Origin of the sequence: Streptomyces sp. NPDC056222 (assembly GCF_042264065.1) — a bacterium.
GTDB lineage: Bacteria > Actinomycetota > Actinomycetes > Streptomycetales > Streptomycetaceae > Streptomyces.
This window is the reverse complement of record NZ_JBHJTL010000109.1, coordinates 1-25,540: the sequence shown is the minus strand read 5'-3', so window position 1 is coordinate 25,540 and position 25,540 is coordinate 1. Positions and strand designations below refer to the sequence as shown.

25 protein-coding genes are annotated in these 25,540 nt (G+C 72.1%); 13 read left to right on the top strand and 12 right to left on the bottom strand.

Features of this window, described 5'->3' with window-relative positions; all coding sequences use genetic code 11:
• The first annotated feature begins 70 nt into the window (after positions 1-70).
• From murC to ACFC0D_RS33255, 4 genes are all read left to right on the top strand, one after another.
• Complete coding sequence (gene murC, locus ACFC0D_RS33270) at positions 71-1,462, top strand: UDP-N-acetylmuramate--L-alanine ligase (protein ID WP_376444224.1); 1,392 nt, start codon at positions 71-73, stop codon at positions 1,460-1,462.
• A gap of 13 nt (positions 1,463-1,475) precedes the next feature.
• The gene (gene msrB, locus ACFC0D_RS33265) at positions 1,476-1,886 is read left to right on the top strand and encodes a peptide-methionine (R)-S-oxide reductase MsrB (protein ID WP_376444222.1); all 411 of its coding nucleotides are present in this window, start codon (positions 1,476-1,478) and stop codon (positions 1,884-1,886) included.
• Positions 1,887-2,004: 118 nt separating this feature from the next.
• Entirely contained in the window at positions 2,005-2,700 is a 696-nt protein-coding gene (locus ACFC0D_RS33260) for a histone-like nucleoid-structuring protein Lsr2 (RefSeq protein ID WP_376444219.1), read from the top strand.
• Positions 2,697-3,284 carry an NAD(P)H-dependent oxidoreductase gene (locus tag ACFC0D_RS33255; protein WP_376444216.1) on the top strand — a complete coding sequence of 196 codons (588 nt, stop codon included), beginning with the start codon at positions 2,697-2,699 and terminating at the stop codon, positions 3,282-3,284. The genes ACFC0D_RS33260 and ACFC0D_RS33255 overlap by 4 nt, the downstream gene beginning before the upstream one ends.
• A gap of 3 nt (positions 3,285-3,287) precedes the next feature.
• Here ACFC0D_RS33255 and ACFC0D_RS33250 read toward each other — a convergent pair whose 3' ends face one another.
• The 7 genes from ACFC0D_RS33250 to ACFC0D_RS33220 all read right to left on the bottom strand — a co-directional run bounded on the left by ACFC0D_RS33250 (position 3,288) and on the right by ACFC0D_RS33220 (position 8,714).
• Positions 3,288-4,529, bottom strand: coding sequence for a benzoate/H(+) symporter BenE family transporter (locus ACFC0D_RS33250; protein ID WP_376444214.1), 1,242 nt, complete (start codon positions 4,527-4,529; stop codon positions 3,288-3,290).
• Between the two features lie 159 nt (positions 4,530-4,688).
• On the bottom strand, positions 4,689-5,324 hold the full coding sequence (locus ACFC0D_RS33245; protein ID WP_376444211.1) for a contact-dependent growth inhibition system immunity protein: 636 nt from the start codon (positions 5,322-5,324) through the stop codon (positions 4,689-4,691).
• A 9-nt stretch (positions 5,325-5,333) separates the two neighbouring features.
• On the bottom strand, positions 5,334-5,651 hold the full coding sequence (locus ACFC0D_RS33240) for an RNase A-like domain-containing protein (protein ID WP_376444209.1): 318 nt from the start codon (positions 5,649-5,651) through the stop codon (positions 5,334-5,336).
• The gene (locus ACFC0D_RS33235; RefSeq protein WP_376444207.1) at positions 5,648-6,298 is read right to left on the bottom strand and encodes a hypothetical protein; all 651 of its coding nucleotides are present in this window, start codon (positions 6,296-6,298) and stop codon (positions 5,648-5,650) included. The genes ACFC0D_RS33240 and ACFC0D_RS33235 overlap by 4 nt, the downstream gene beginning before the upstream one ends.
• Before the next feature lie 14 nt (positions 6,299-6,312).
• Positions 6,313-8,013 (bottom strand): RNase A-like domain-containing protein, encoded by a 1,701-nt coding sequence (locus tag ACFC0D_RS33230; RefSeq protein ID WP_376444205.1) that lies wholly within the window; start codon positions 8,011-8,013, stop codon positions 6,313-6,315.
• Entirely contained in the window at positions 8,013-8,312 is a 300-nt protein-coding gene (locus tag ACFC0D_RS33225; protein WP_376444202.1) for a WXG100 family type VII secretion target, read from the bottom strand. The genes ACFC0D_RS33230 and ACFC0D_RS33225 overlap by 1 nt, the downstream gene beginning before the upstream one ends.
• A 12-nt stretch (positions 8,313-8,324) precedes the next feature.
• Positions 8,325-8,714: a WXG100 family type VII secretion target gene (locus tag ACFC0D_RS33220; protein ID WP_376444200.1), complete on the bottom strand. Its 390-nt coding sequence runs from the start codon at positions 8,712-8,714 to the stop codon at positions 8,325-8,327.
• A 110-nt stretch (positions 8,715-8,824) separates the two neighbouring features.
• On the opposite strand from ACFC0D_RS33220, the gene ACFC0D_RS33215 reads away from it, so the two are divergent.
• Positions 8,825-10,282: a TerD family protein gene (locus ACFC0D_RS33215; protein WP_376444197.1), complete on the top strand. Its 1,458-nt coding sequence runs from the start codon at positions 8,825-8,827 to the stop codon at positions 10,280-10,282.
• Positions 10,283-10,485: 203 nt separating this feature from the next.
• Here ACFC0D_RS33215 and ACFC0D_RS33210 read toward each other — a convergent pair whose 3' ends face one another.
• The gene (locus ACFC0D_RS33210) at positions 10,486-10,878 is read right to left on the bottom strand and encodes a VOC family protein (protein ID WP_376444194.1); all 393 of its coding nucleotides are present in this window, start codon (positions 10,876-10,878) and stop codon (positions 10,486-10,488) included.
• Between the two features lie 47 nt (positions 10,879-10,925).
• Here ACFC0D_RS33210 and ACFC0D_RS33205 point away from each other — a divergent pair, with 47 nt between their 5' ends.
• Both ACFC0D_RS33205 and ACFC0D_RS33200 read left to right on the top strand, forming a co-directional pair.
• Entirely contained in the window at positions 10,926-11,561 is a 636-nt protein-coding gene (locus ACFC0D_RS33205; RefSeq protein ID WP_376444191.1) for a nucleoside/nucleotide kinase family protein, read from the top strand.
• A gap of 43 nt (positions 11,562-11,604) precedes the next feature.
• A complete protein-coding gene (locus ACFC0D_RS33200; protein WP_376444188.1) occupies positions 11,605-12,507 on the top strand; it encodes a poly-gamma-glutamate hydrolase family protein in 903 nt (300 codons plus the stop codon).
• 72 nt (positions 12,508-12,579) lie between these two features.
• On the opposite strand, the gene ACFC0D_RS33195 is transcribed toward ACFC0D_RS33200, so the two are convergent.
• The gene (locus tag ACFC0D_RS33195; protein ID WP_376444185.1) at positions 12,580-13,308 is read right to left on the bottom strand and encodes a hypothetical protein; all 729 of its coding nucleotides are present in this window, start codon (positions 13,306-13,308) and stop codon (positions 12,580-12,582) included.
• A gap of 77 nt (positions 13,309-13,385) precedes the next feature.
• Between ACFC0D_RS33195 and ACFC0D_RS33190 the strand changes: the two genes are divergently transcribed.
• From ACFC0D_RS33190 to ACFC0D_RS33180, 3 genes are read left to right on the top strand one after another with little or no spacing between them, the layout of a single operon-like run.
• Positions 13,386-14,282, top strand: coding sequence for a LysR family transcriptional regulator (locus ACFC0D_RS33190; protein ID WP_376444182.1), 897 nt, complete (start codon positions 13,386-13,388; stop codon positions 14,280-14,282).
• Positions 14,283-14,333: 51 nt separating this feature from the next.
• Complete coding sequence (locus ACFC0D_RS33185; RefSeq protein WP_376444179.1) at positions 14,334-15,299, top strand: hypothetical protein; 966 nt, start codon at positions 14,334-14,336, stop codon at positions 15,297-15,299.
• 39 nt (positions 15,300-15,338) lie between these two features.
• The gene (locus ACFC0D_RS33180) at positions 15,339-16,496 is read left to right on the top strand and encodes an aminopeptidase P family protein (protein WP_376444176.1); all 1,158 of its coding nucleotides are present in this window, start codon (positions 15,339-15,341) and stop codon (positions 16,494-16,496) included.
• On the opposite strand, the gene ACFC0D_RS33175 is transcribed toward ACFC0D_RS33180, so the two are convergent.
• The 3 genes from ACFC0D_RS33175 to ACFC0D_RS33165 all read right to left on the bottom strand — a co-directional run bounded on the left by ACFC0D_RS33175 (position 16,497) and on the right by ACFC0D_RS33165 (position 20,391).
• Positions 16,497-17,309, bottom strand: coding sequence for a hypothetical protein (locus ACFC0D_RS33175; protein WP_376444173.1), 813 nt, complete (start codon positions 17,307-17,309; stop codon positions 16,497-16,499). It lies immediately after the preceding gene.
• A gap of 267 nt (positions 17,310-17,576) precedes the next feature.
• Entirely contained in the window at positions 17,577-19,328 is a 1,752-nt protein-coding gene (gene treZ, locus ACFC0D_RS33170) for a malto-oligosyltrehalose trehalohydrolase (protein WP_376444170.1), read from the bottom strand.
• A gap of 73 nt (positions 19,329-19,401) precedes the next feature.
• Positions 19,402-20,391, bottom strand: coding sequence for a GNAT family N-acetyltransferase (locus ACFC0D_RS33165; protein ID WP_376444167.1), 990 nt, complete (start codon positions 20,389-20,391; stop codon positions 19,402-19,404).
• Between the two features lie 361 nt (positions 20,392-20,752).
• On the opposite strand from ACFC0D_RS33165, the gene ACFC0D_RS33160 reads away from it, so the two are divergent.
• From ACFC0D_RS33160 to ACFC0D_RS33150, 3 genes are all read left to right on the top strand, one after another.
• Positions 20,753-21,301 carry an FHA domain-containing protein gene (locus tag ACFC0D_RS33160; protein WP_376444164.1) on the top strand — a complete coding sequence of 183 codons (549 nt, stop codon included), beginning with the start codon at positions 20,753-20,755 and terminating at the stop codon, positions 21,299-21,301.
• A gap of 226 nt (positions 21,302-21,527) precedes the next feature.
• Positions 21,528-23,750 carry an MMPL family transporter gene (locus tag ACFC0D_RS33155; RefSeq protein ID WP_376444161.1) on the top strand — a complete coding sequence of 741 codons (2,223 nt, stop codon included), beginning with the start codon at positions 21,528-21,530 and terminating at the stop codon, positions 23,748-23,750.
• Between the two features lie 481 nt (positions 23,751-24,231).
• Complete coding sequence (locus tag ACFC0D_RS33150) at positions 24,232-25,296, top strand: cytochrome P450 (RefSeq protein ID WP_376444160.1); 1,065 nt, start codon at positions 24,232-24,234, stop codon at positions 25,294-25,296.
• Positions 25,297-25,540 lie beyond the last annotated feature (244 nt).

Below are 25,540 nucleotides of genomic sequence, written 5' to 3'. Positions count from 1 at the left end.
GCCCGGGGCCGTCCGGGCGAGCCACTAGGCTGGGGCCCTCCTGTACGTCGCACCCCGGGGAGAGATCCGCATGGCACCCGCCATCCCTGCCGCCATGGAACGGCCGCACTTCATCGGCATCGGCGGTGCCGGAATGTCGGGCATCGCGAAGATCCTCGCCCAGCGCGGGGCGAAGGTGGCCGGCAGCGACGCGAAGGAGTCCGCGACCGCCGAAGCGCTGCGCGCCCTCGGCGTCACCGTCCACATCGGGCACGCCGCCGCCCACCTCGCCGACGATGCCACCGCCGTCGTCGTCTCCAGCGCCATCCGCGCAGACAACCCCGAGCTGGCCCGCGCCGCCGAGCTCGACATCCCGGTCGTCCACCGCTCCGACGCCCTCGCCTCCCTCATGGACGGCCTGCGCGCGATCGCCGTGGCAGGGACGCACGGCAAGACCACGACCACCTCCATGCTGGCCGTCGCCCTCACCGAGCTCGGCCTGGACCCCTCGTACGCCATCGGCGGCGACCTCGCGGGCCCCGGCACCAACGCCCGCCACGGCGCGGGGGAGGTCTTCGTCGCGGAGGCCGACGAAAGCGACCGCAGCTTCCAGAAGTACGACCCCGAGGTCGCGATCGTCCTCAACGTGGAGCTGGACCACCACGCGAACTACGCGTCGATGGACGAGATCTACGAGTCCTTCGAGGCGTTCGCCGCCAAGATCCGCCCCGGCGGCACCCTGGTCGTCGGCGAGCACTCCGGCGCCCGCGAGCTGGCCGCCCGGGTCGCGCACCGTGAGGGACTGGCCATCGTCACCGTCGGAGAGGCCGAGCCCTCCGACGTGTGGATCCGCTCGATCGTGCCGAACGGCATGACCAGCGAGGTCGTGGTCGTCCTCGACGGCGTCGAGCACACCTTCACCGTCTCCGTCCCCGGCCGCCACTACGCCCACAACGCCGCCGCGGCCCTCGCCGCCGGCGCCCGCGTCGGCATCGACCCCGCCGAGCTGGCCCAGGCCCTCACCGCGTACACCGGTGTCGGCCGGCGCCTCCAGCTGAAGGGCGAGGCGGCGGGCGTCCAGGTCATCGACTCGTACGCGCACCACCCCACGGAGATGACCGCCGACCTGGAGGCGATGCGCGGCGCGGCCGGAGCCTCGCGGCTCCTGGTCGTCTTCCAGCCCCACCTCTTCTCCCGCACCCAGGAGCTCGGCAAGGAGATGGGCGACGCCCTGGCCCTCGCCGACGCCTCCGTGGTCCTCGACATCTACCCGGCCCGCGAGGACCCGATCCCCGGCATCACCAGCGAGCTGATCATCACGGCTGCCCGCGCCGCCGGCGCCGACGTGACGGCCGTGCACGACAAGGAGACCGTCCCGGAGGTGATCGCGGGAATGGCCAAGCCCGGTGATCTCGTTCTCACGATGGGCGCGGGCGACGTCACGGACCTCGGACCGCGGATCCTCGCCCACCTGTCGAAGTAGAGGGAGAGAGCTCATGTCGTACGACGTCGAGAAGCCGGACGAGCAGTGGCGTGCGGAGCTGACCCCGGCGGAGTACCAGGTACTGCGCCAGGCGGGCACCGAGCCCGCGTTCCGGGGTGAGTACACCGACACCACGACCAAGGGCGTCTACTCCTGTCGGGCCTGCAACGCCGAGCTCTTCACCTCGACCGAGAAGTTCGAGTCGCACTGCGGCTGGCCGTCCTTCTACGACCCGAAGGACAGTGCGGCCGTCGAACTGATCGAGGACCGCTCGCACGGCATGCTCCGCACCGAGGTGCGCTGCGCGCGCTGCGGCTCGCACCTGGGCCATGTCTTCGAGGGCGAGGGCTACCCGACGCCGACGGACCAGCGCTACTGCATTAACTCGATCTCGCTGCGGCTGACGCCGCAGTCGGACGCGTAGCCGGACACGGCTCCCGAGTGCCCCTGGTCGACCACGGTCGACCGGGGGCACGTTCGCATGGCGGCGGGAGCCGCCGGCGACCGCCCCCCCAGAACGAGACCGATACGGACGGGACCCTGTGACCGGCTTCGACGACCTCACCCGGCTCAGCCCGCCACCGGCCGCCGCACCACCGCCCTCGGACTGGGACGAGATCGAGAACACCCTGGGGATACGGCTGCCCCGCGACTACAAGAACCTTGCCGACACCTACGGTCCCGGCGCGTTCTGCCGGTTCCTCCACGTCTACCACCCTCTCGGGGCAACGCAATGGGTTGCCCTCACCGGACCCATGCCCGCCACGCTCCGTCGTCTGCTCGAAGACATCCGAGCCCGGGACGCCCGCCTGGTTCGGTACGACCCGCGGAACCTCTTCGCCATCGGAGTCACCGACAACGGCGAGCACCTCTTCTGGATCACTGAACCCGCCACCGACCCGGACGCCTGGCACGTTGCCGTCAACGAAGCCCGTGGGCGCGGCTGGTACACCCACCCAGGAACCCTGACGGACTTCCTCGCCGCCTTCCTCGGCGGCCGCACCACCGTCCCTCTGTTCCCCCGGGGCCTCCTCGACCACGGCGCGACCTTCACGCCGTCCACGCCCGGGACCGGCGGGCCCTGGCCTCCGGGTCCCCTTGAGCTGACCGGACGATCCGTCAGCACCCGGGTCGTGCGCGAGTGGGCGCGCGCCAACGGTTACGAGGTACCCGACCGCGGACGCGTCCCGCGCGAGATCCTGGACGCCTGGAATCAGGCGGAGGGGGAGAGATCGTGACCCACGTCCATGTCGTCTACGCGCACCCGGGTGAGCGGAGCTTCACGCGTGATGTGCTCCACGCGTTCATGGGTGGGCTCGTCGAGGGCGGGCACACGTACACCGTTTCGGACCTCGACGCGATGGGGTTCCGATCGGAGCTCACGCGCGACGAGTACGAGCGCGAGTCCGGGCGCCGTGCCGACGCGGCCGTTCCCGACGACGTCGCCGCCGAGCACGCCCGCCTCGCCGACGCCGACGTGTGGGTGTTCGTCTATCCGGTGTGGTGGGCCGACTGTCCCGCGCGGCTCAAGGGCTGGTTCGACCGGGTGTGGACGGTCGGGTTCGCGTACAAGCCGGCCGGGGTCGTGGTCGCGCGGAAGGCACTGGTGCTGTGCACGGCCGGGTACACCGTCGCCGAGCTCGACGCCTCGGGGTGCCACGAGGCGATGAGGACCGTCATGCTCACCGACCGGATCGGCGCGCGGGCGAAGACGAGCGACTTCGTCGTCCTGGGTGGGTCGGCAAGCCACGGGGAGGAGGAGTGGGCCACCCTCAGGGACGAGCACCTCGCTCGGGCCGCGGAGCTGGCGCGGTCGCTCTGAGGCTCAGTGGCTCTTCACCTCCTCGGGGGCGGCGGGGCGCGGCTCCTGGTCCGCCTGCTTCCCGGACCTGCGGCGGGCGAGGTCACCCACCGCGAGTGTCAGGACGCCCGCCAGCAGACCCCAGAACGTCGAACCGATACCGAAGAGCGTGAGGCCGGACGCGGTGGCGAGCAGCGTCACCACGGCCGGCTCGCGGAGGCGGTCGTCCAGCAGCGCCGAGGTGAGCGAGCTGCCGATGGTGCCGAGGAGACCGATGCCCGCGATGCCCAGGACCAGCGCCGGCGGCATCGCGGTGAGGAGCCAGCCGACCGTTCCGCCGAAGAGGCCGACCAGCAGATAGAAGACACCCGCCCAGACACCCGCGACCCAGCGCTTGCGCGGGTCGGGGTGGGCGGCCTCGCCGCTGCAGATCGCCGCCGTGATCGCGGCCAGGTTCAGGCCGAAGCAACCGAAGGGCGCGAGGACGGTGTTGACCGCACCCGTCCAGGTGAGGAGGGGCGAGATCGGCGTCGAATAGCCGGCGTTGCGCAGGACGGTCACCCCCGGCAGGTTCTGCGAGGCCATCGTCACCGCGAAGAGCGGCAGACCGACACCGACGAGCACCTGCCAGCTGAACTCGGGGCGTACGAAGGACGGTTCGGCCAACGCGAGCTCGAAGCCGTCCAGCTTCCAGGCCCCCTGCCACGCGGTCGCGGCGATCCCGGCGACGAGCGCGACGACGACCGCGTACCGGGGGAACCAGCGCCGGCCCACGAGGTACGCCAGGAACATGGGGACGGCGATCAGTCCGTTCCGCTCCATCTGTGTGAACAGCTCGGTGCCGAACTGGAGGAGCACCCCGGCGAGCAGCGCGGAGGCGAGCGGGACCGGAATCCGGTTCATGATCCGCTCGAACCACCCGGTGACCCCACTGATGACGATCAGCACTCCGGAGAGCAGGAACGCCCCGACGGCCTGCGCCATCGTCACCCCCTGCAGCCCGGTGGCGAGCAGAGCGGCACCCGGAGTCGACCAGGCCGTCACGATCGGCGCGCGGTAGCGCAGGGAGAGGGCGATACAGGTGATGCCCATACCTATGCCCAGCGCGAAGACCCATGAGGTGAGCTGCGCGGAGGTGGCCCCCGCTGCCTTGGCGGCGGTGAACACGACGGCCACGGAGCTGGTGACGCCGATGAGCATGGCGAGAAAGCCGGCCGCAACGGCGGTGGGGGGCGCGGCGGACCGCAGATGTCGGGTGAAGGCCATGGTGGCGTGCGCTCGTTCCGGAGAAGGGGAAGAGGGGGAGTTCAGCCGGACCGCCCCGCACCGGGGCGGTCCGGTACGGGGCGGTGTGGGCGGTGAGGGGGATGATGCGGTGCGGTGGGGTGCGGTGCGCGCGGCGGGGTCACGCGGCGCCCCCGATCCTCAGCGCAGCCGCTCGGCGAGCTCGGCCAGCCAGGCCCCGGGGCCCAGCGGTTCCGGGGGATCGACCTCCATGCCCAGTTCGGCGACGGCGACCGCGTAGTCCGACTCGTCGAGCGGCAGGGAGAGCAGGTCGTGCAGCTCGCCCGCGAGCTGGGCGACCAGGCCGGGGTCGGTGCCGTCGCGGTAGTCCTCGACCGCGGCGTCGTGGTCGCCGAACTCGTCGGGCATGTCCTGGGAGAACCAGCCCCCGAGGAACTGCCCCAGCTCGGGGAAGCGCGCGTGCCACTCCCAGTGGGTCTGCGGAGTCTTCGGCGGCGGAGCCATGCCCGTCTCCACGCTCTCCCGCAGCCGGTCCGCCAGGCGCAGCAGCCAGTCCTGGATCTCCGTGTCGGGCAGTCCGACGTCCGGTACGGGATAGAACTCGCCGAGCCGCAGCCGCAGCCGCCCCGGCGGGTTCTGGGCGTACTCGCGCAGTTGGTGCTCGGCGGCCGCGATCGCCCAGGGCCGGGTCCGCCAGCAGTGCCGGAGGTAGGCCTCCAGGGCTTCCTCGCTGTCGGCGGTGCACCCCAGGTGGGCACGGACGACTTGATCCAGCTCGCCGTACTTTCGGTCGTGCTCGAGTGGCTTGAGGGACACAGGAAGCCTCTAGAGGTAGATCGGGAAGGTGGTGTGCACGGTGAAACCGTGCGGACTCGCGTCGCTCCGCTTCAGCGTGACCCGGGCGGCCCGCACCTCCACGGCGTCCCGTCCGGCCAGCATCATCGCGTCCAGCAGCACGCGCCCGACCGGCTCGGGACGCGAGGGCCAGGACGCCTCGATCGTGAGCCGCTGCCGTGTCGACTGCGCCAGCCAGCGGTGGATCACCTGCTCGTTACGGGTGACCACCTGCTGGGTGGCCCATTGGGCGGTCTCCCGGTCGGGATAGGTCGCGGCGCGGTTCCGGCGGACGGTGTCGGCGGTCATGAGTGCTCTCGTTGCATGTGGTCGTCGATGGTGTCGATGAGCTCGCGGAGCCGGTCGCGGGTGGCCCAGGACAGGCGTGCCCGGAGCGCGTCCTCGCCGGGAAAGAGGGCGAGGGCCCGCTGGGCCTCCGTCGTGAAGGCGGCGGCCCGCTGATGGCAGTAAGGATGCTCACCGGTCAGGAAAGACAGGACGCTGTCCGCGAACGGGCCGCCCTCGTCCATGAGAATGGCGTCGAATCCGAACAGATGGGGAAAGGTCTGCAGGAATTCCCAGCCGGCCATCGGGAGTTCTTCGTATTCCGGAACGCCTTCGCGGTGCAGAATGCGGACCAGTTCGGCCAGTGTGCGCAGATACTCGGCGGGATCCATGTCCCCGGCCGCCCGCGCGGCCTTCTCCCGGAATGCGGGCGGAAAGGGTTCGAGCGTACCCGCTCGGTCGACCGAGTCGGCGGCGAGCTCCAGCACGCCGCACGCCGTGTACACAGGGCAGTTCCAGTTCGCGATCCAGTCCTGCGTGACCACGCGGACGTACCGTCTGACCTCGTCGTCCAGGGAGAGCTTCCCGCCCGACTCCTGCGCGGCGACGGCGAGGTCGAGAAGGCGGAGCGCCGGACCGTCCGAGAACAGTGACACAGGGGGTGACTGCATGTCTCGTACCTCTCTCACGGTCCCTTGTGCGGCATGGCGGTGAGCACGATGAACGGCGGATCGAGATCCTTCTTGTAGATCAACCGCACCTGGGCCCAGCTCTTGTCCTCGGCCTTGGCGTTCATGCCGTCGTTAGTGTAGTCGTCGCGCGAGACGCTGCGTCCGACGGTCTCCCCGGGGAATTCAAGATAGAGCGGCGGCTGAATCTCTGATTTGTTCGGGTCGTAGTTCGGGTTGTTCTGGATTTTCTTCTGGGTGCTGTCGATCCAGTCCGCGATGCGGTTCTCGTTGGCGTCGTTGCTGATGACCGCCTGCGTATAGCGCTGGGCCGAGGCGAGGTCGGTGAAGGACGAGGCCGCCGGCGCCCCCGACTGGTCACGCAGCCGCATTCTCAGCTGGTCGTCGGTCAGGCCCACGTGCTTGTCGATGGGATGGCTGTCGTACAGACCCTCCTGACTCGCCAGGTCCATCGGGTAATAGATGTCGTCGGGGTCCTGCCCCGGCACGGCGTAGCGGTGCACCGGCTTGAAGTCGTTGAGCGAGCGCGCGCCGAACGCCTGGGCCCGGGCCTGCTCGGACTGGTACGTGGGGACGGCGCGGTACGCCTCCTCGAGGGCGGGCAGCAGCTTGTTGAGCCGCGCCTCCACGCCGAGCAGTTCGCCCTCGTACTTCGACACCGCACGGTTCAGCGCGGCGGTGTCGATCTCCAGCGAGATGCCGATGCCCAGGCTCCTGCCCATGGACAGCAGGCCCTTGCCGATCTTCTTGAGATCGTCCATGCCGAGGCCGTCCTTGATGTGGGGCAGCGCGTCCCACACGGCCTTCTTGTAGATCCGCCACACTTCGGAGCGCATCGTCGAGGCGGCCTCGGCGAAGGCCCGCATGGCCTGGCTGACTTCCTGGGTCGTGTCGAACAGGACGCTCAGCACCGGATGGCTGCCGGTGCCCTGTCCTCCGGCCGTGTCGTGCTTCCACTCGTATCCGGCCGTCGAGGTTCCCCACGCCGTGGTGCCCCACAGCGAACTGGTGAACTGGCGCATGGCCGCCTGCCACTCGCCGTTGTTCGGGTCGGAGATGGAGCCGATGGATCCCGACAGCGCCGGCTCCACCCGGTGGAGGGTGAAGCCGGGCTCCAGCCAGGCGAGCGCGATCTTGTCGATCTCGAGGTGGTCCGGGAGCGGGAGGATGTCGGCGACCTCGCCGAACCGGTACACCTTGTTCAGCAGGGTGCGCAGGATGTCCAGAGCGAAGTCCGGTACCCCCTCCAGGACCCAGGAGATGAAACCGCTGCTGTAGTCATCCATGTCACCCCACTTCAGGTCGACGATCCGCTGATACGTCGGGGGCTTGTCGATGACCTTCGGCAGCGGGAACTGCACAGGCTGGCCGGAGCCCGAGGGGTGGCTGGCGGCCTCGGCCCGGGAGTAGTTGTTGGCGGTGGTGACGAAACCGGTCGCGACACCCCCGACGCCGGCGACGGCCCGTGCCCAGGTGTCGAGGAACTTGTTGCCCACCTTGACGTAGGCGGTGGAGACGGCCTCGGCGGAGGCTCCGTAACCGCCGCAGTCCATGTACTCCACGAGCTCGTAGATGAAGTCCTTCGCGGCCTTGTCCAGCAGACCCTGCTGGATGACCACGGTGCCCGCCACCTCGTTCAACTGCCGGAGCGTGACGTCGAACCCGCCGTTCTGGGCGGGTGCGGGAGGTGTGCCCATCAGGCGGCCCCCCAGCCGTGGAGGACGGCCCGGTGGGCGGCACCGTAGTTCGCCTGACCGGTCGTCACCACCTCGTGCAGCCAGCGCTGGGCGGCCTGGAGGTCCTGCATCTGGCGGTCCCAGCGGTCGAGTTCGTCGATGAACGCCTCGCGGGCCTCGCCGTCCCAGCTCAGCACGACCTTCTCGGTCCGTGCGTACAGGGCTTCGAGCTTGATGTTGAGTTGCTTGAGAATGTCCTCCAGCTCCGAGGCCAGATCTCGGAGTGTGCCGAAGTCGACGCCTATGTGGTCATCGGACATGGGAGCCCCCGCTCAGATGTCGAGAATACTGCTGCGCGGCGCCGGGGCCGGGGTGGGCGACTGGAGCTGCTCGGCCTCGAGCGCCACGTCCACCGAACTCTCCATGCGCTGGAGACGCCGCAGGGTTTCGAGCTCCTGCTCGGTGAATCCGTCGCGGCTCATCCGCACGGCTTCCTCGAGGACGACGAGGATCTCCCGGATGCGCACGGCATCCTCGGCCGCACCCCGGTGCAGGGCGCGGTACGCCTTCCCCGTATCGCCCTTCCAGCCGGCTTCGATACGGTCGACGATGCCGTCCATCCGCCGTACCTGACCGTCGAGATGACGCTGCATCTCGTCCAAGTCGTCGGCCAGCCGAGTGAGATCGTCCTCGGCCACCTTCAAGTGGGCGTCGATCGTCATGGCCCCCGCCTCTCGTCGCTCGCGTCACCCTAACAAGGCGGTACGACGGCCTTGTCCCACGGGCCTGCGTGATCGGAAGATCCATGAGTGATCGATTTCGGGGAGGGGAAATGATCAAGGGAGGCAATGCCTTCGTTCCGACGGTGCCGCTGCGGATCGCGGTACGGAACGGGGTGGATGTCGCGGCGCTGCTCCTGACGGAGACGGGTCGGGTCCGGGGGGACGGGGACATCGTGTTCCACGGCGCTCCGGTCCATCCGTCGGGCGCTGTACGGCTGCTCGGGGAGGAGAACGGCACGTCGTGGCTGGAGACGGGTCTCACCGCGGTCGAGGAGGAGGTCGTCCGCGTCCTCGTGGTCGGGTCGATGGAGAGCGGTGCGATGCGGGACGTGCACGGGCTGTCCGTGGAGGCCTTCGCGCAGGACGGCACGTCGGTCGCGCGGTACGACGTGACCGACGCGGGTGGTGAGACCGCGATGGTCCTCGCGGAGCTCTACCGGCGGGCCGGGGGCTGGAAGTTCCGCGCGGTGGGCCAGGGTTACCTGAACGGCCTCGCAGGTTTGGTGACGGACCACGGGGTGGACGTGGCGCAGAGTGCTCCGGTCCCACCGGCGCCTGCCCCGCTGCCGTTCCAGGTCCCGATCCCGGCGGCGCCCGCACCGGCGCCGGTGCCGTACCAGCCTCCCGCCGCGGCAGCGCCCGCGCCGGTGCCGTTCCAGCCTCCGGCTCCGGCGGCGCCCGCTGCGGTGCCGTTCCAGCCCCCTGCGCCGCCTGCGCCCGCCCCGGCTCCGTACCCGGCCTCGGTTCCGTTCCAGGTCCCGGCCGCCCAGGCGCCGGTGTCCGAGCCGCTTCCGCCGCATCCCGTACCGGCTCCTCCGGCAGCGGAAACGAGGGCCTGGACCTTCGGCGCGGACTTCGAGCCGTACACGCAGACCGGTCGGGACAACGACGTGATCACCGTGGAGGGGCTCCCGCCGGGGCCGGTCGTGGTCGATCTGGCCGTCCGGGGCGACGGCTACACCGGGCTGTGGCCGCTCACCGGGTTCAACAAGGAGGGGGACACCCTCGTCAACAGCACCGAAGAGGACTTCCAGGGCCGCGTACTCACCCAGGTGCCCGAAAACGGTCGGCTGCGGCTGCGGTTGAAGGCGGAGGGCCCCTGGCAGCTCCAGGTGCTGCCACTGGCGGCGGCGACGCGTCTGACGGAGGAGCAGGTGGAGCGCCGGGGCCCCGACGTCCTGCTGCACACCGCGGGCACGGCCGACCTCGCCATCCACTACCGCGGCGACGACAACCTCATCGTCAACCTCTTCGAGCTGGCGGGGCACGACGACCACACGTGCCTGCCCTCGGACGAGAACGTGGTCAACGAGATCGGCAAGCGGCGCGAGACCGTACCGCTGCCCGAGGGCCCGGTCCTCGTGCAGCTGGAGATGGCGGACGGCCCCTGGCGGGCCCACCTGAAGCGGGTGGAGCCCCACAGCCGGCCGTTGGACCGGGGCGGCCTCGCGAACGTGACCGACATCCGATCGGCCCAGGCCGACCGGTCGTGGTGGTCCAGGCGCTGATCGCCGCGGGCGATGAGTGCGCCGCCCCGGAGGTTCTCCGGGGCGGCGCATTCGAACGTCGTCAGAGCGCGGGCGCCAGGAGTGTCAGGCGCCTCCTTCGCCCGGTCCGACGTGCTGTCGAAGCCCCGACCGTAAGCCACGGCGCCGTCCGGAGCAGGCGGTGGAACCGGTCCGCGCGGACGGTGCGGCCGCCCGTGCCCGGTTCAGGACGCCGGTTGCAGCAGGTCCCAGCGGTTGCCGTAGAGGTCCTCGAAGACCGCGACCGAGCCGTACGGCTCGTGGCGGGGGGCCTCCAGGAAGCGGACGCCGGCCGCGGTCATCCGGGCGTGGTCGCGGGCGAAGTCGTCCGTGTGGAGGAAGAAGCCGACGCGGCCGCCCGTCTGGGCGCCGACGGCGGACTCCTGGGCGGGGCCCTTCGCGCGGGCGAGCAGCAGGCCCGTACCGGCGGGGCCGCCCGCGGGGCGGACGACGACCCAGCGGGAGCCGTCGCCGCGATCCGTGTCCTCGACGAGGTCGAAGCCGAGGGCGTCGGTGTAGAAGGCGATGGCCTCGTCGTAGTCACGGACGACGAGGGTGACGAGAGCGATGGAGGACATACGCCAAGGTTATACGTATGACTTCGGAGGCGCCACACGGTGCGAGAATGCACCCCATGGACGCCCAGTCGCTCACCGAGCTCACCGCCCGCGCCCGGCTGCTCGCCGTTCCCGGCCGGCGGCGGATCCTGGGGCTGGCCGGGGCCCCGGGAGCCGGGAAGTCCACGCTCGCGGCCCGGCTCGTCGCCCGGCTCGACGGGCTCGCCGCCCTCGTGCCGATGGACGGCTTCCATCTCGCCCGACGGGAGCTGGAGCGGCTCGGGCGCGAGCAGCGCAAGGGCGCGCCCGACACCTTCGACGCCGCCGGGTACACCGCGCTCCTCGCCCGCCTGCGGGCCCCCGAGCCCGGCACCACCGTCTACGCCCCCGCCTTCGACCGGGCCCTGGAGGAGCCCGTCGCCGGCGCGATACCGGTCGCCCCCGACGTCCCGCTCGTGGTCACCGAGGGCAACTACCTGCTCCACGACGAGGGCCCCTGGGCCACCGTCCTGCCGCTCCTCGACGAGGCCTGGTACCTGGAGCTCGACGACCGCCGCCGCGTGCCCCGGCTCGTCGAACGCCATGTCCGCTTCGGCAAGGACCGCGCCCACGCCGAGCGCTGGGTCCAGGACTCCGACGAGTCCAACGCCCGGCTCGTCGCCCGCGGCCGGCACCGCGCCCACCTCGTCGTACGCATGAACTGACCCCCTCGGGAGCCGTCCCCCGCCCATCGGACATGATCGCCGCATGAACACCACCAGTCGCCGCACCATCCTGACCTCCATGGCGGCCGCGGCCGCCGGTCTCCCCCTGCTCAACGACCTCGCGGGGAACGGCAGTACGGCCGCCGCGGCCACCTCCGCCACCGAGTTCCCCTCGAACACGGCGCTGTACAGCAGCGGCACCTACCAGGAGGGCGTCCACTGGATGCGCCGCTTCCGTCGCGGCACCCCGGCGGAACTGCTCGACAACGCGAGCGGAACGAGCGAGCCCGTCCGCAGCACGGCGGTCATCGCGCCGCACGGCGGCGGCATCGAGGCGGGCACCAGCGAGCTGTGCCTCGCCATCGCCGGCTACACGCTCACCGGCGCCGGAACCGCCCCCGCGGCCGTGCCCGGAGTGCCGCAGCGCGACTACTGGATGTTCGAGGGGCTGGCCTCCTCCAGCGACCTGCACGTCACCTCGACCCACTGCGACGACCCGGCCGCCCTGGCCGTCTGCGGCGGCAACCTGTTCGCCGTCTCCCTGCACGGCTTCGCCCCCGAGACGGGCCCGGCCAAGCAGATCCTCATCGGCGGCCGCGACCAGCGGCTGATGCGCAACCTGGCATCCGCCTTCGCCGCACACGGGATCACCACCGGGAACAGCGATCCCCGGCTTGACGTGCAGGTGGTCGTCGCGGGCGTCAACTCCCCGCTGAACGGCGACGACCCGGCGAACATCGTCAACCGCACGAGCAGCGGGGCCGGCGCCCAGCTGGAGATCTCCACCGAGCTGCGCAAGGCGATGTTCGGCACCTTCGGCAGTGCCGTCGACCGCAGGGCGACCGCGGGTAAGGGGTCCGCCGACGAGGCCCATTTCTGGAACGGCTTCGTCGACGCCGTACGCGAAGCCGTCGACCGCCACGAACTCGGCCGCGACGCCGTCTAGGCGGGCGCGGTCCGCACGTGTGAGGGCGCCGTCCGAGCCCCTGAGGTCCGGCCCCTGAGGTCCGGGGCCCGCTCACAGGACGGCGCCGCCCTGCCGTGCCCGCTCCGTCGCCGCCCGCGCCAGCGCCCGGACGATCGGGTGCGGGCGCGAGCCGTCGCCCGCCAGTTCCGGCTGGAACAGCGTCGCCAGGAAGAACGGGTGGCCCGGCAGCTCCGCGATCCGGACCTGGCCCTCGTCGTCCTCGCCCGTGAAGCGCAGGCCGTGGGCCCGCAAGGTGTCCAGACGGCGCCCGTCCGGGCCGTAGTTGCAGTGGTACCGCTCCGTCGTCCGCTCGGCGCCGAGCACCGACTCCGCGAGCGAGCCCGGCGTCACCCGCACCGCCCCCTCATGGCCGACCAGGGAGCAGGCGAGCGGCGCGATCAGCAGGTCGTCGCCTACCGCCGCCGGGTCGTTCTCGGCGTGCGCGGCGCCGCTCAGTCCGCAGACGTCACGGGCGAACTCGAGCAGCGCGTGCTGGAAGCCGCCGCACGTGCCGAGGAACGGAATCCCGTCCTCCCGCGCCGTGCGGATCGCCGCCAGCGCGCCCGCCTCGCTCACGTACGGACTCCCCGGCAGCACCCACACCGCGTCGAAACCCTTCACCGCGCCGGGCGCCTCCGCATCCCCGGTCGGGATCCAGTACGCGTCGAGCACGAGGCCGTCGCGCTCGGCCAGCGCCTCCAGCAACAGAGGGATGCGGACATGGGACTTCACATGCGGGGAACGGTCGCCGACCAGGGCGATACGGGATGTCTTCGTCATGCCGGCCATGCTGCTCGCCCGCCCATGTTCACGTCCAACGATGATTCCTGCACTCTCCATCGTGAAAACTTATGACCATGGATCCGCACCTCCTGCGTACGTACGTCACCGTCGTCCGGCTCGCCTCCTTCTCCGAGGCCGCCCGCGACCTCGGCTACACCCAGTCCGCCGTCTCGCAGCACATCGCCGCCCTGGAGAACGACCTCGGCATGCCGCTGCTCGGCCGCCGCCCCGTCGTCCCCACCCCCGCGGGCGAGCGCCTGCTCGAACACGCCGGGTCCCTCCTCCTCCGGCTCGACGCCGCCCGCGCCGACCTCGCCCGCTTCGCCGCCGCGCCACGCGAGACGCTGACCCTCGCCGTCGCCCCCCTCGCCCTGCACCCCCGGACGCTCGACGCACTCCCCGCCTCCGGTGTCACCCTGCGCACCCTGCCCCGCGACGAGGTGCCGGCCGCCGTCGCCACCGGAGCCGCCGATCTCGGTCTGGTCGACGGACTCGCCTCGCCCAGCGACCCGTTGCGGCTCCCCGACGTCGCCCCGCTCACCGCCGTGCGTGTCTCCGAGGAACCGCTCGCCGTGGTCCTGCCCACCGGTCATCCGCTCGCCGGCCGCCCCGGACTGCGTCTCTCGGACCTCGTCGACGCACGCTGGCTGGACGCCCCCGACGCCGGTATCCCGCTCGACGGGCTGCGCGCCGCGCACGGCGGCCCCGCCGGCCACGGCTTCCGCACCGCCCTGCACTACGAAGGCGCCGACACCCGCACCCTCGTCGCGCTGGCCGCCGCGGGCCACGGCCTGACGCTGCTGCCCGTCTCCCTCGCCGGAGCGATCGCCGGCGCCGTCGCCGTACCACTGAGCGCGCCCCGCCTCGTGCACCGCACCGAACTCCTCCACACCGGCGTCGAACCCGGCCCCCCGGCCGCCGAGTTGGCAGCCCTCCTGGTCGCGGAGTCGACTTGGCGACTCCCCACCTGATCCACTCGACACCCCCTAGGCTGTTCCCCAGGCGACGGAAGGCGGGCGGACGTGGGGTTGTTCCGGCGAGGACCCAAGCGCGACGGTGACGACGCACCCAGGGACCCCGAGTTCTCGTACTTCTCCCAGCGCGAGGCCGCTCTCTTCCGCAGTCGGGTCCGCGAGGCCTTCGCCGAACTCGGCCTCGAAGTCACCCTCTACGCCGACCTGGTGCGCGACGCCGACGGCCGCAAGTTCGGCCTCGGCAACCTCGCCGCCGTCTGCCACAACGACCGGCGTGGACCGCGCGCCTGGCCCGCGCTCATCCGCCGCCATGTCGGCCTCGTGCTGCGCACCATGGACGGCCCCTCCGCGCTCGACACCCTCCCGCCCGAGCAGATCCGCGCCCAGCTCTATCCCCGTGTGGTCAGCGGCGACGGCATCGACCCGGGGACCTTCGGCTACGCACGGAGCGTCGCGCCCGGACTGTACGAGATCCTCGCCCTCGACCTGCCGGAGAGCGTCATGATGCTCACCGACGAGGCCATCGAACCGCTGGGCGACGTCGACCGGTTGCGCGACCGGGCGCTCGCCAACCTGCGCGGGCTGCCCGTCGAGGGCCACGAGACGGTACGCGACGCCGACGGCATGTGCTTCGAGGTGATCCTCGGCGACTCCTTCTACACCGCGAGCCGCGTCCTGGACCTGGACACGGTCGTACGGCGCGTCACCGGGCAGCCGCTCGGCGAGCACGGGGCCCTGGTGGCGATGCCGTTCCGCCACCAACTCGCCTTCCACCCGATCCGCGACACCACGATCGTGCCCGCCCTCGGTGCCATGGCCTCGTTCGCCGCCTCCGGCTACGAGGACACCCCCGGTGCCATCAGCCCGTACGTCTTCTGGTGGCGCGGCGGCACGCTCACCCAGCTCAGCGACCATGACGAGGACGGCGGGGAGCTGCGGATCGTCGTCGGCGAGGAGTTCCACGAGCTGCTCGAACGCCTCATCGCCCAGGGGCCCGGACCGGACCGGCGCTGAGCGGTCGCGTCCCGGGGGCCCGGCGGGCAGGATGACTCCATGTCGAGTACGCCCGAGTCCCGTACGCCCGCCCCTTTCACCGCCGAGGACTACCGCGCCCGGATGGAGCGCGCCGCCGCGTCGGCGGCCGACGCCGGACTCGCCGGAGTCCTGGTCGCGCCCGGCCCGGACCTGGTCTATCTGACCGGCTATCGGCCGACCGCGATCACCGAGCGGCTCACCGTCCTCGTCGTCGCGCCCGGCCGGGACCCGGTCCTCGTCGTACCCACCCTGGAGGCCCCGGACGCGGAGAAGGCCCCGGGCGCCGCCGCGCTCACGCTGCGGGACTGGACCGACGGCAAGGACCCGTACACGGTCACCGCACCCCTCCTCGACGTCGAAGGACGCTTCGGCGTCAGCGACAACGCCTGGGCGATGCACCTCCTCGGGCTGCAGAAGGAGCTGCCCGGCACCTCGTACGTCTCCCTGACCGAGGCCCTGCCGATGCTGCGGGCGGTCAAGGACGCGCACGAACTGGAGCGGATCGCGGCCGCGGGCGCCGCCGCCGACCAGGCGTACGGCGAGATCCTGAAGGTCCGGTTCGCGGGCCGGCGGGAGACCGAGGTCGCGGCCGACCTCGCCGCGCTGCTCATGCGGTTCGGCCACTCCCAGGTCGACTTCACCGTCGTCGGCTCCGGCCCCAACGGCGCGAACCCGCACCACGAGGCGGGGGACCGGCTCATCCAGCGCGGCGACATGGTCGTCCTCGACTTCGGCGGCCTCAAGCACGGTTACGGCTCCGACACCACCCGTACCGTCCATGTCGGCGAGCCGACGGCCGAGGAGCAGCGCGTCCACGACCTGGTGCGGGAGGCCCAGCAGGCCGGCTTCGAGTCCGTCCGGCCCGGCGTGGCCTGCCAGGACGTCGACCGGGCGGCCCGCAAGGTGATCACGGACGCGGGCTACGGCGAGTACTTCATCCACCGCACCGGCCACGGCATCGGTGTCACCACCCATGAACCCCCGTACATGATCGAGGGCGAGGAGCGGCCGATCGTGCCGGGCATGTGCTTCTCGATCGAGCCCGGCGTCTATCTCCCGGGCCGCTTCGGCGTCCGCATCGAGGACATCGTCACGGCGACGGAGGACGGCCGGGCCGGTGCCGGCGGCGGCCGCCGCTTCAACAACACGCCGCACGAGATGGCGATCGTGGAGTGATCAGGTCGTGCGCGTACCGCTCTCGTCGCAGGGGAGCGCCGCCCCCGGGTGGTCCTCGGCGAAGTCCTCGGAGATGTCCTGTGCCGTCCCCCGCATCGCGTCGCCCGTGATCCGGATCTGGCCGTCGAAGGGCCGGTCGATGTCCTCGATCAGCAGCAGGGAGCCGGTGAACAGGACCGCGAGGGTCGACAACAGGAGAAGGTGCGCGGGGCCCCGTCTGCGGGGCAGGCCGAAGGCGAAGGCGCCGACCGTCGCGGCGAGCGACACGACCATGAACCAGTAGACGACGGTGGGGATCGCGGGTGTCGCCTCCCCGAGCCGGGTGTGCCGGGCCGTGGAGCGCTCGTCGTCGGCCTGGACCAGTACGTCGAAGGTGGCGTCGTCCCGGTGGGCGAGCTCCTTGAACGACCTGCGGAATTCGGTGGACCACTGGGAGGCGCGGGGCGAGGCCTCGCCGCCGTTCTCCATCGCCGGCCACTCGTGGGTCTGGATCGCCCGCGCGTAACAGACCGAGGCGGCCTGCAGCCGCTGGCGCTGCGGTTCGGGCGCGTAGTCGGCCACTTCGTAGAGCTGGTCGACCCGTCGCGCCTCCGTCGCGACGGCGGCGCCGGCAGCGCCGAACGACTCGGCCGCGACGACGATGACGAACGCGACGAGCAGCACGGCGAGGGTCTCCAGCGGGCTGATGAGATCGCCGACGGACGCTTCGGCGTCCTCCTGCTCGTCCGCGGTGCGCCTGCTCCGCACCCGATTGGCGATCAGACCGACGGCGAGCGCGACGGCCATGGCGGCGATGGTGACGAGCGTGGTCATGTGCGAGTCCCCGAGAGGAGGTCGACGTACCGGACGCCCCCCACCGGCAACAGCCCACCACGGGACGGCGGGCTCGTGCCGCAGACAGGCCGGATCATGATCCAATCGGCTCAGGACTCCGCCTCGCCCGGCGCACCATCGGCCCCGGCTCGCCATCCGCCCCGGCGCTCCATCGTCCCCGGCTCGCCATCCGCCCCGGCTCGCGACCTGCCCGGCTCACCGCCCGGCCCGGGTCACCATCCGCCCGGGCTCACCATCCGCCCCGGCTCACCCGTCCGTCAGGACCACCGCGCACTCCGCCGGCAGCCGCAGCAGGCCGTCCGAGCCCGGGGCGTCGACCGGCTCCCAGGCGGCGAGGACGTGGTCGCGGCCGTTCGTGCCGAGCGGGATCTCCACCGGTTCCTTGCCCAGGTTGACCGCGATCCGCAGCACCCCGCGACGGAACGCCAGCCAGCGGGCCTCCTCGTCGTACGCGACCCGGACCGCGGCCAGGTCCGGGTCGGTGAGGTCCGGCAGGGTACGGCGCAGCGCGATCAGCTCGCGGTGCCAGGCGAGGAGCCGGTTGTGCGGGGCGCGTTCGCGCTCCGAACGGTCCAGGACGGAGCGGTCCCGGGTCGCGGGCTCCTGGGGATCGGGGATGTCCTCCTCCGCCCAGCCGTGCTCCGCGAACTCCCGCCGCCTGCCCCGCCGTACCGCCTCCGCCAGCTCCGGGTCCGTGTGGTCGGTGAAGTACTGCCAGGGCGTCTTCGCGCCCCACTCCTCGCCCATGAACAGCATCGGGACCGAGGGTCCGGTCAGGACGAGCGTCGCGGCGCAGGCGAGCAGGCCGGGGGAGAGGGTCGTGGAGAGCCGGTCGCCCAGCGCCCGGTTCCCGATCTGGTCGTGCGTCTGGGCGTACCCCAGGAAGCGGTGGGCGGGGGTACGGACCCGGTCCACCGGCCGTCCGTGGCGGCGGCCCCGGAAGCTCGAGTACGTACCGTCGTGGAAGAAGACGTGGGTCAGCGTCTTGGCGAGCGCGGCCAGCGGGGCGCGCGCGAAGTCGGCGTAGTAGCCCTGGGACTCACCGGTCAGCGTGGTGTGCAGAGCGTGGTGGAAGTCGTCGTTCCACTGGGCGTGGATGCCGAGACCGCCCGAGACGCGCGGGGTCGTCGTCCGAGGATCGGCGAGGTCGGACTCGGCGATCAGGAAGTGCTGGCGGCCCTGCTCCCGCGCCAGCTCGTCCACCGCCTCCGACAGCTCCTCCAGGAACGTCAGCGCCCGGTGGTCCACCAGGGCGTGCACGGCGTCCAGCCGGAGTCCGTCGATCCGGTAGTCCTGGAGCCAGGCGAGCGCGCTGTCCCGCAGATACGCGCGGACCTCGTCCGAGCCCGCCGCGTCCAGGTTCACCGCCGCGCCCCACGGCGTGTGGTGCGTGTCGGTGAAGTACGGGCCGAAGGACGGCAGATGGTTCCCCGACGGGCCGAGATGGTTGTGGACGACGTCCAGGACCACCCCCATCCCGAGGCCGTGCGCCGTGTCGACGAACCGCTTCAGCGCCGTCGGCCCGCCGTACGGCTCGTGGACCGCCCACGGCGCGACGCCGTCGTACCCCCAGCCGCGAACCCCGGGGAAAGGACAGAGCGGCATCAGCTCCACATGGGTGATGCCGAGCCCCGCCAGCTCCCCGAGCCGTTCGGCGGCCGCGTCCAGGGTCCCGTCGGGGGTGAAGGTACCGATGTGCAGCTCGTACAGGACCGCGGCGCGCAGCCGCAACCGCGGCGACTCGTTGAACCAGACGTACGCGGAGTGGTCGACGACCGCGCTGAGCCCGTCCGGTCCGTCCGGCTGGCGGCGGGACCGGGGGTCGGGCAGGACCGGGCCGCCGTCCAGGGAGAAGCCGTAACGGTCGCCGTCCTCGGCCGCCGCGACCCCGATCCACCAGCCGGCCCGCTCGGCGTCCCGCTCCAGGGGCTGCCCGGCGCCGTTCAGCTCCAGCGTCACCCGGTCACGGGCCTGCGGGGCCCACACCTCGAACAGCACCGGTCGGATCCCCTCGTCGACGGACGGCACGCCACGGCAACAGCGACAGCGACTACGGCGTCCATCCTGGCAGTCAGGACCGGGCCGCGCCCGGCGTGTCCCACACGAAGTCGATCTGCCGCTCGAAGTTCACATAGCCCGCGCGGGCGAAGGCCTTCGCCATTGGTACGTTGCCCAGGTCGGTCGCGGCACGGATGCGGGGCACGTCCTGACCGGCCAGGATGCGGGTGCCCTCGGCGAGGATGTCGTCGATGTGGCCCTTGCCGCGGTGTGTGGGGAGCACACCGATGTAGGCGATGGTGTGGTTGTAGTTGTTCCGCGCGGGCACGACGAAACCGACCGGCTCGCCGGTCTCCGGCAGCTGCGCGACCTGCCACCACTCCCGGGGCGAGGTGTAGTGCGCGAACTCGTCGTCGTAGTGCTGCTCCGCCGCCTCGCGGGTCGACATGCCGGATCCGAGGTCGGCCTGGCCGTGCGCGTCGAGCGTGCCCTCCATGACCGGGGTCATCAGCGCGACGAGGTCCTCGCGATCGCGCACCGGGCGGAACTCCAGACGGCCCTTCGGCTCCGGCAGAGGGGTGCCGGGGCGCCATTCCAGGCGCAGCCGCTCGACCAGCGGGCGGGCCCCGGAGGCCTCCAGGACGCCGAAGAGCGTCTCCAGCCCGGCGCGGGTCTCCGGTACTTCACGCCAGTCCGGCGGCATGAACCGGTTGAACTCGGGGCGGGCCGTGCCCGCCGGTACGACCGCGGCGGTCGCCGTCTCCAGGAGCCGCAGGCCGACCTCGGCGCGCTCCTGCTCGGGAAGCCCGGGGTCGAGGTCGAAGAAGTCGAGGAGGAGCGGCTCGCCGCCCTCCTTCTTCGTCCACCAGGAGAGCCTGGCCAGCACGCGGTCGCCGCGCAGGGCGACCCACATCCACGCGGGCGTGCGGCGACCGGTGGCGAGGTCGTCCTCGAGTTCGTGGTCGAGGACGTAGCTGAGCCGGCAGAACAGATCCAGCTCCTCGGGCCCGGAGAGCGGGCGCAGTATCAGGCCGTCGGCTGTGCTGGTCGAGGACGCGGTCACGTCATATCCCCCGGGGAGTCGAGTGGGCAGACCGTATCAGCGATCTTGGTGACGACGGCCGGGCCTTTTCCCGGCGCCAGTTGCCGCTCGGGAGCGTGGCCTTGCCCGCCCGCCCGCACGGCCTCGCCCGCCCGGGGCGAACCGACCCTGCACGGTGAGCGCGTCTCCCTGCCCAGCGCACCCTCGTGCCGAGGCCTCGACCTCCCCGCCCCCGAACCGGGCTCGGCATCCGAACGGGCGCTCCGAGATCTCGCGAGCCGGTAGGCGGAATCGCGGGGTCCGCGAGGCCGCTCACACCCGGACAGTCCTGTGACGAGCCCCGTTCTGGACACGTCAGCCCCCTCGGACCGACAATCACGGTGTGACGACGCCTTTCGAGTTCTCCACGCACCCCGCGCGGCTCACCGACGCAGAGCGGGACCGTGCGCTGGTGCTGCTCCGTGAGGGTGCCGCGCAGGGCCGGCTCTCGCACGACACCTTCCTGTTCCGGATGGAGCGCGCCCTCGTCGCGCGCCGACCGGACGAACTGGCCCTGCTCACCGCCGATCTGCAGACCGAGTCCGGCTGGACACGGCGGGTGGTGGGCGCGGTCGAGAAGATGTCCGCGTTCACGGCCAAGCTCGGCCGCGCCTGGCACGCCGAGCGGCTGCCGAAGCTGCTGCTGCCCGAACCGGGGCCGTACCCGCTGAGGATCGGCCGCGACCCGGTGAACGGACTGCGGCTGAGCCACGAGACGGTCTCCAGGCTGCACGCCGAACTCTCCCTGCAGGGCGGTATGTGGGTCCTGCGCGACCTCGGCTCGACCAACGGCACGAGCGTCAACGGCCGCCGCGTCACGGGCGCCGTGGCCGTGCGGGCGGGCGACATGGTGGCGTTCGGGCAGATGTCGTTCCGGCTGTCGGTCCGCTGAGCGGCGGGGCCTGGTACCCGCTGAGAGCCGGCGGTCCAGTACCGCTCGGAGGGCGGCGGCCCAGTACCGCTGAGACAGGCGGCCCGGTACCACTGAAGGCAGACGCCTGGCAGCACTCAACAGTCGTGCGACGTAGGGGATTTCCCGTACGGGTGGGGGTAACCCCCCATCGGGACACCGGAGTCCACCAGTGACCCGGTGACGCCTCCGACGGGAGGCTGACGGCATGAGAGCAACAGGTCAGCAGCCCCAGGGCAGAGTCCCGGTCACCGTCCGAACGGCGCAGTGGTGTGCCACGCACCCGTGGAAGGCCATCTCCGGCTGGGTGCTCCTCCTCGCGCTGTGCATCGGCGCGGGGGCGGCGGTCGGCACGAACAAGGGCTCGTTCGCCGACTTCTGGATCGGCGAGGCCGGACGGGCCGAGGCCATGGCCTCCGGCAGTGGGCTGACCCCGCCGCCCGTCGAGCAGGTGCTGATCGAGCGCACGGCCCGGACCGCCGGGGAGGAACCCGCGGCCGCCGCGGGCGAGATCCGCCGCCGGATGGACGGCCTGCCCGCCGTCGAGTCGGTCGGCGAGCCGGTCGCCACCCGCGACGGCGCCGCCCTGCGGATCGCCGTCACCCTGCGCGGGGACCGGGAGACCGCGAAGAAGGACGTCGACGCGCTCCTCGCACAGACCGCCGCCGTCCAGCAGGCGCACCCGGGCCTGCGGATCGAGCAGACGGGCAGCGCCTCCATCTCCGTCGCCGTCAACGACAAACAGGGCCGGGACCTCCAGCGGACCGAGATGATCAGTCTCCCGGTCACCTTCCTGATCCTCTTCGTCGTCTTCGGCGCGGTCCTCGCCGCCGGCATCCCCGTCCTGCTCGCCGTCTTCGCCTTCGCGGGCTCGGTCGGCCTGTACGGGCTCGCCTCCTGGGTCTTCCCGGACGCAGGCGGCGCGGCGCTCAGCGTGATCTTCATGATGGGCATGGCCGTCGGCGTCGACTACTCGCTCTTCTACCTCAAACGTGCCCGGGAGGAGCGGGAGCGCTCCGGCGGCACGATCTCCCACGCCCGGGCCGTCGAACTGGCCGCCGCGACCTCGGGACGGGCCGTCGTCGACTCCGGTCTCGCCGTCGCCCTCTCCCTCGCCGCTCTGTACCTCGTCGGCGACGTGATCTTCTCCTCGATCGCCACCGGGGCGATCCTCGTCACGCTGGTGGCCGTCGGCGGCTCGCTCACCGTGCTGCCCGCCCTGCTGGCCAAGCTCGGCCACCGGATGGACGGCCGTCGGCTCGCCCGGCGCCGCCGCACGGGCGGCGCGGGTCGCGCGGGCGGCGAGGGTGGCGAGGGGCGCATGTGGGCCAGGCTGTTGCGGCCCGTCGTACGTCGCCCGCTGGTCGCTCTGATCGCCGGTCTCGTCGCCACCGTCGCGCTCGCCGCGCCCGCGCTGGGCATGAAGCTCGGCACCGAGGGCAAGGAGACCTTCCCGGACAGCATCCCGGCCGTCGCCGCTTACGACCGGCTCGTGACGGCCTTCCCCTCCGAGGGGCCCGCGCATCTCGTCCTCGTACGCGGCGAGGACCCGGCCGCGCCGCTGCGGAAGCTGGCCGCGTCCACACGCGGCGACGCGCTCTTCGCGCAGGACCGGGCGCCGGTGGTGCGGACGGCCGAGGACGGGCGCACGGCGCTGCTGGCCCTGCCCGTCCCGTACGCCGCGAACTCGCCCGAGGCGGGCCGCTCCCTGGAGAAGGTGCGCGGGCAGCTGCTGCCGGCGGCCGTCGAGGGAGTGCCGGGGCTGCAGTGGGCCGTGTCCGGCGAGATCGCGGCCGGCGCGGACTACGCGGCGCATCAGCGGGAGCGGCTGCCCTGGGTGATTCTCTTCGTCGCCCTCGCCACCCTGGCGATCATGTACGCAGCGTTCCGCTCGGTCGTGATGGCGGTGCTCGGCACGCTGCTCAACCTGGCGTCGGTGCTGGTGGCTTGGGGTGTGCTCACGCTGGTCTTCCAGGGGACCTGGGCGGAGGGGTTGCTCGGCTTCGAGTCGCTGGGCTTCGTCGGCTCCCGTACGCCCCTGCTGGTGCTCGCGATCCTCGTGGGGCTCTCCACGGACTATCAGATCTTCGTGGTCAGCCGGATCCGGGAGGCCGTGGGGCGCGGGGTGCCGACGCGGCGGGCGGTGGTGGACGGGATCGCCGGTTCGGCGAGTGTGGTGACGAGCGCCGCGGTGATCATGGTGTCGGTCTTCGTCAGCTTCCTGTTCATCGACCGCATCGAGATGAAGCAGATCGCGGTGGGTCTGACGGTCGCCGTCCTCTTCGACGCGATCGTGCTGCGCGCGATCATCCTTCCGTCGGCGATGGCCCTTCTGGGCGAGCGCGTCTGGTGGCCGCGACGCCCGGCGACGGCCGCCCGCCCGGCGCGCGTGCAGGCGCCGGTGGTACCGACGGCGCCGGTGCAGGCCTGAGAAGGGGACCGACCGGCCGGGCGTCCGGCGTCCGGCGGTTCGGGCCGGGTGTCTGACACCGGCCCGAACGCCCGGCTGTCTGGAGTCGTACCGACTCGCCGGATGTCGGAACCGGTTCTGAGCGCCCGGCTGTCTGGAGTTGTACTGACCGGCCGGATGTCGGAACCGGTTCTGAACGCCCGGCTGTCCGGACCTGCCTTGACCGGCCGGTCGTCTGAACCCGTTCCGAACGCCCTGACGTCCGGCCCCGTCCCGACCGGCCGGATGCCTGAACGCCCCCCGGCCGGTCGGTCGTCACGCCGCGTGCCCAGCCGGTCAGGGCGGCGGCGTCCGAGAGTCGTTCCGGGGGCGCTGTCGCGCACGTCGACGCGCGTCACCATCACCCGTTCGGCGGTATGCGGGCTGCGCCGGCTCCCGCCCGATGGTGGGGTGGGGAGACGCACTCACGGTGTTCCGATCAGGTGTTCCGACAGGGGGCACGATGAACGACGAGTCGAACTCGGGCATACGGCCGGACGGCTGGGCGGCCGTGCCGCGCATGGAGCCCGCGCAGGTCCCGCGCGTATGGGCGAACGGCCCCGGGGCCGCGCGCGTCCGGGCGGACGCGCCCTTCGTCGCCGAGCGGTCGCCGAGCCGAACCGTCGCGCCCAGCCCCCTCGACCCCGGGGCCGGCCGGGACCCGCACCGCGTCCACCGGGTGCTGCGGGAGGAGTTCCCGCTCACCTACGACCCGCTGCTGCGGGCCTGGGTGCTCAGCCGGTACGCAGATGTCGCCAGTGCACTCACCGACGCCCGCTTCACGCACGGCCACCGGCCCGGCGACCCACCGTGTGCGCAGAGCCACGTCGACGTCGACGAGGGCGAGCTCCGGAGCGTCACCGCCCGCACCGCCTTCGTCCTCGCCCGCCGCATCGCCGAACGTCGCCAGGCCGATCTGGTCGCGGACTTCTGCCACTGGCTGCCCTCCGGCACCGTCGCCGCCGCCGTGGGAGTGCCGTACCGGGACATGATGCGCCTGGTCCGAGGCCGTGCCGCCTCCGCGCTCGCCGGTCAGTGCACGGGCCAGATCGCGGTACGGGAGAAGGCACTCGCCAACTTTCTCGCCAACGTGCTCGTCGACCGGGAGCACGCGATGGCACTCCTGGACGCCCCGGCCGGGCAGATCGCCCGCGCCTGGACGGAGTCGCTGCGCCGCGACCCGCCCGTGCAGATCGCCGTCCGGCGCACCGGCGCGGAGGTACGGGTGAGCGGCGGCACGATTCCGGCGGGGGAGCCTGTGGCCCTGCTGATCGGGGCCGCGAGCCGCGACCCGGAGCGCTTCCGCGACCCCGACCGCTACGACCCGATGCGCGACGACCCCGACCAACTCACCTACGGCAGAGGCACCTGCCCCGCGGTCCTCCTCGCGGGCCTGGAAGCGGAATACGCCCTACGGGCACTGTTCCACGCGATGCCCCGCCTCCGCCTGGCGGAGGGCTTCCGCCCCGAACGCACGGGCGTGATCACCCGAGCCCCACGGAACCTCCTGGTACGGCCGGGGGGCTAGGGCCACGATCGGTCCCTTCCGCAGGCCGGATCCCCCTTCCTTCACCCGGCCCGTGGGTCGCGGCCACCCGCCGGCGGGGCGGCGCGCCAGCCTGCAACCCCGCCCCGGCGGGGTGTGGGCAGGCGTTCCGCAGGGCGGTGCCCACCCTCAACCCCCGCCACCCGGTTGTGGGCAGGCGTTCCGCGGGGCGGAACGGGTGGGCACAACCCACGACGGCGCCGCACCTGTGCGCACCGTACGGACC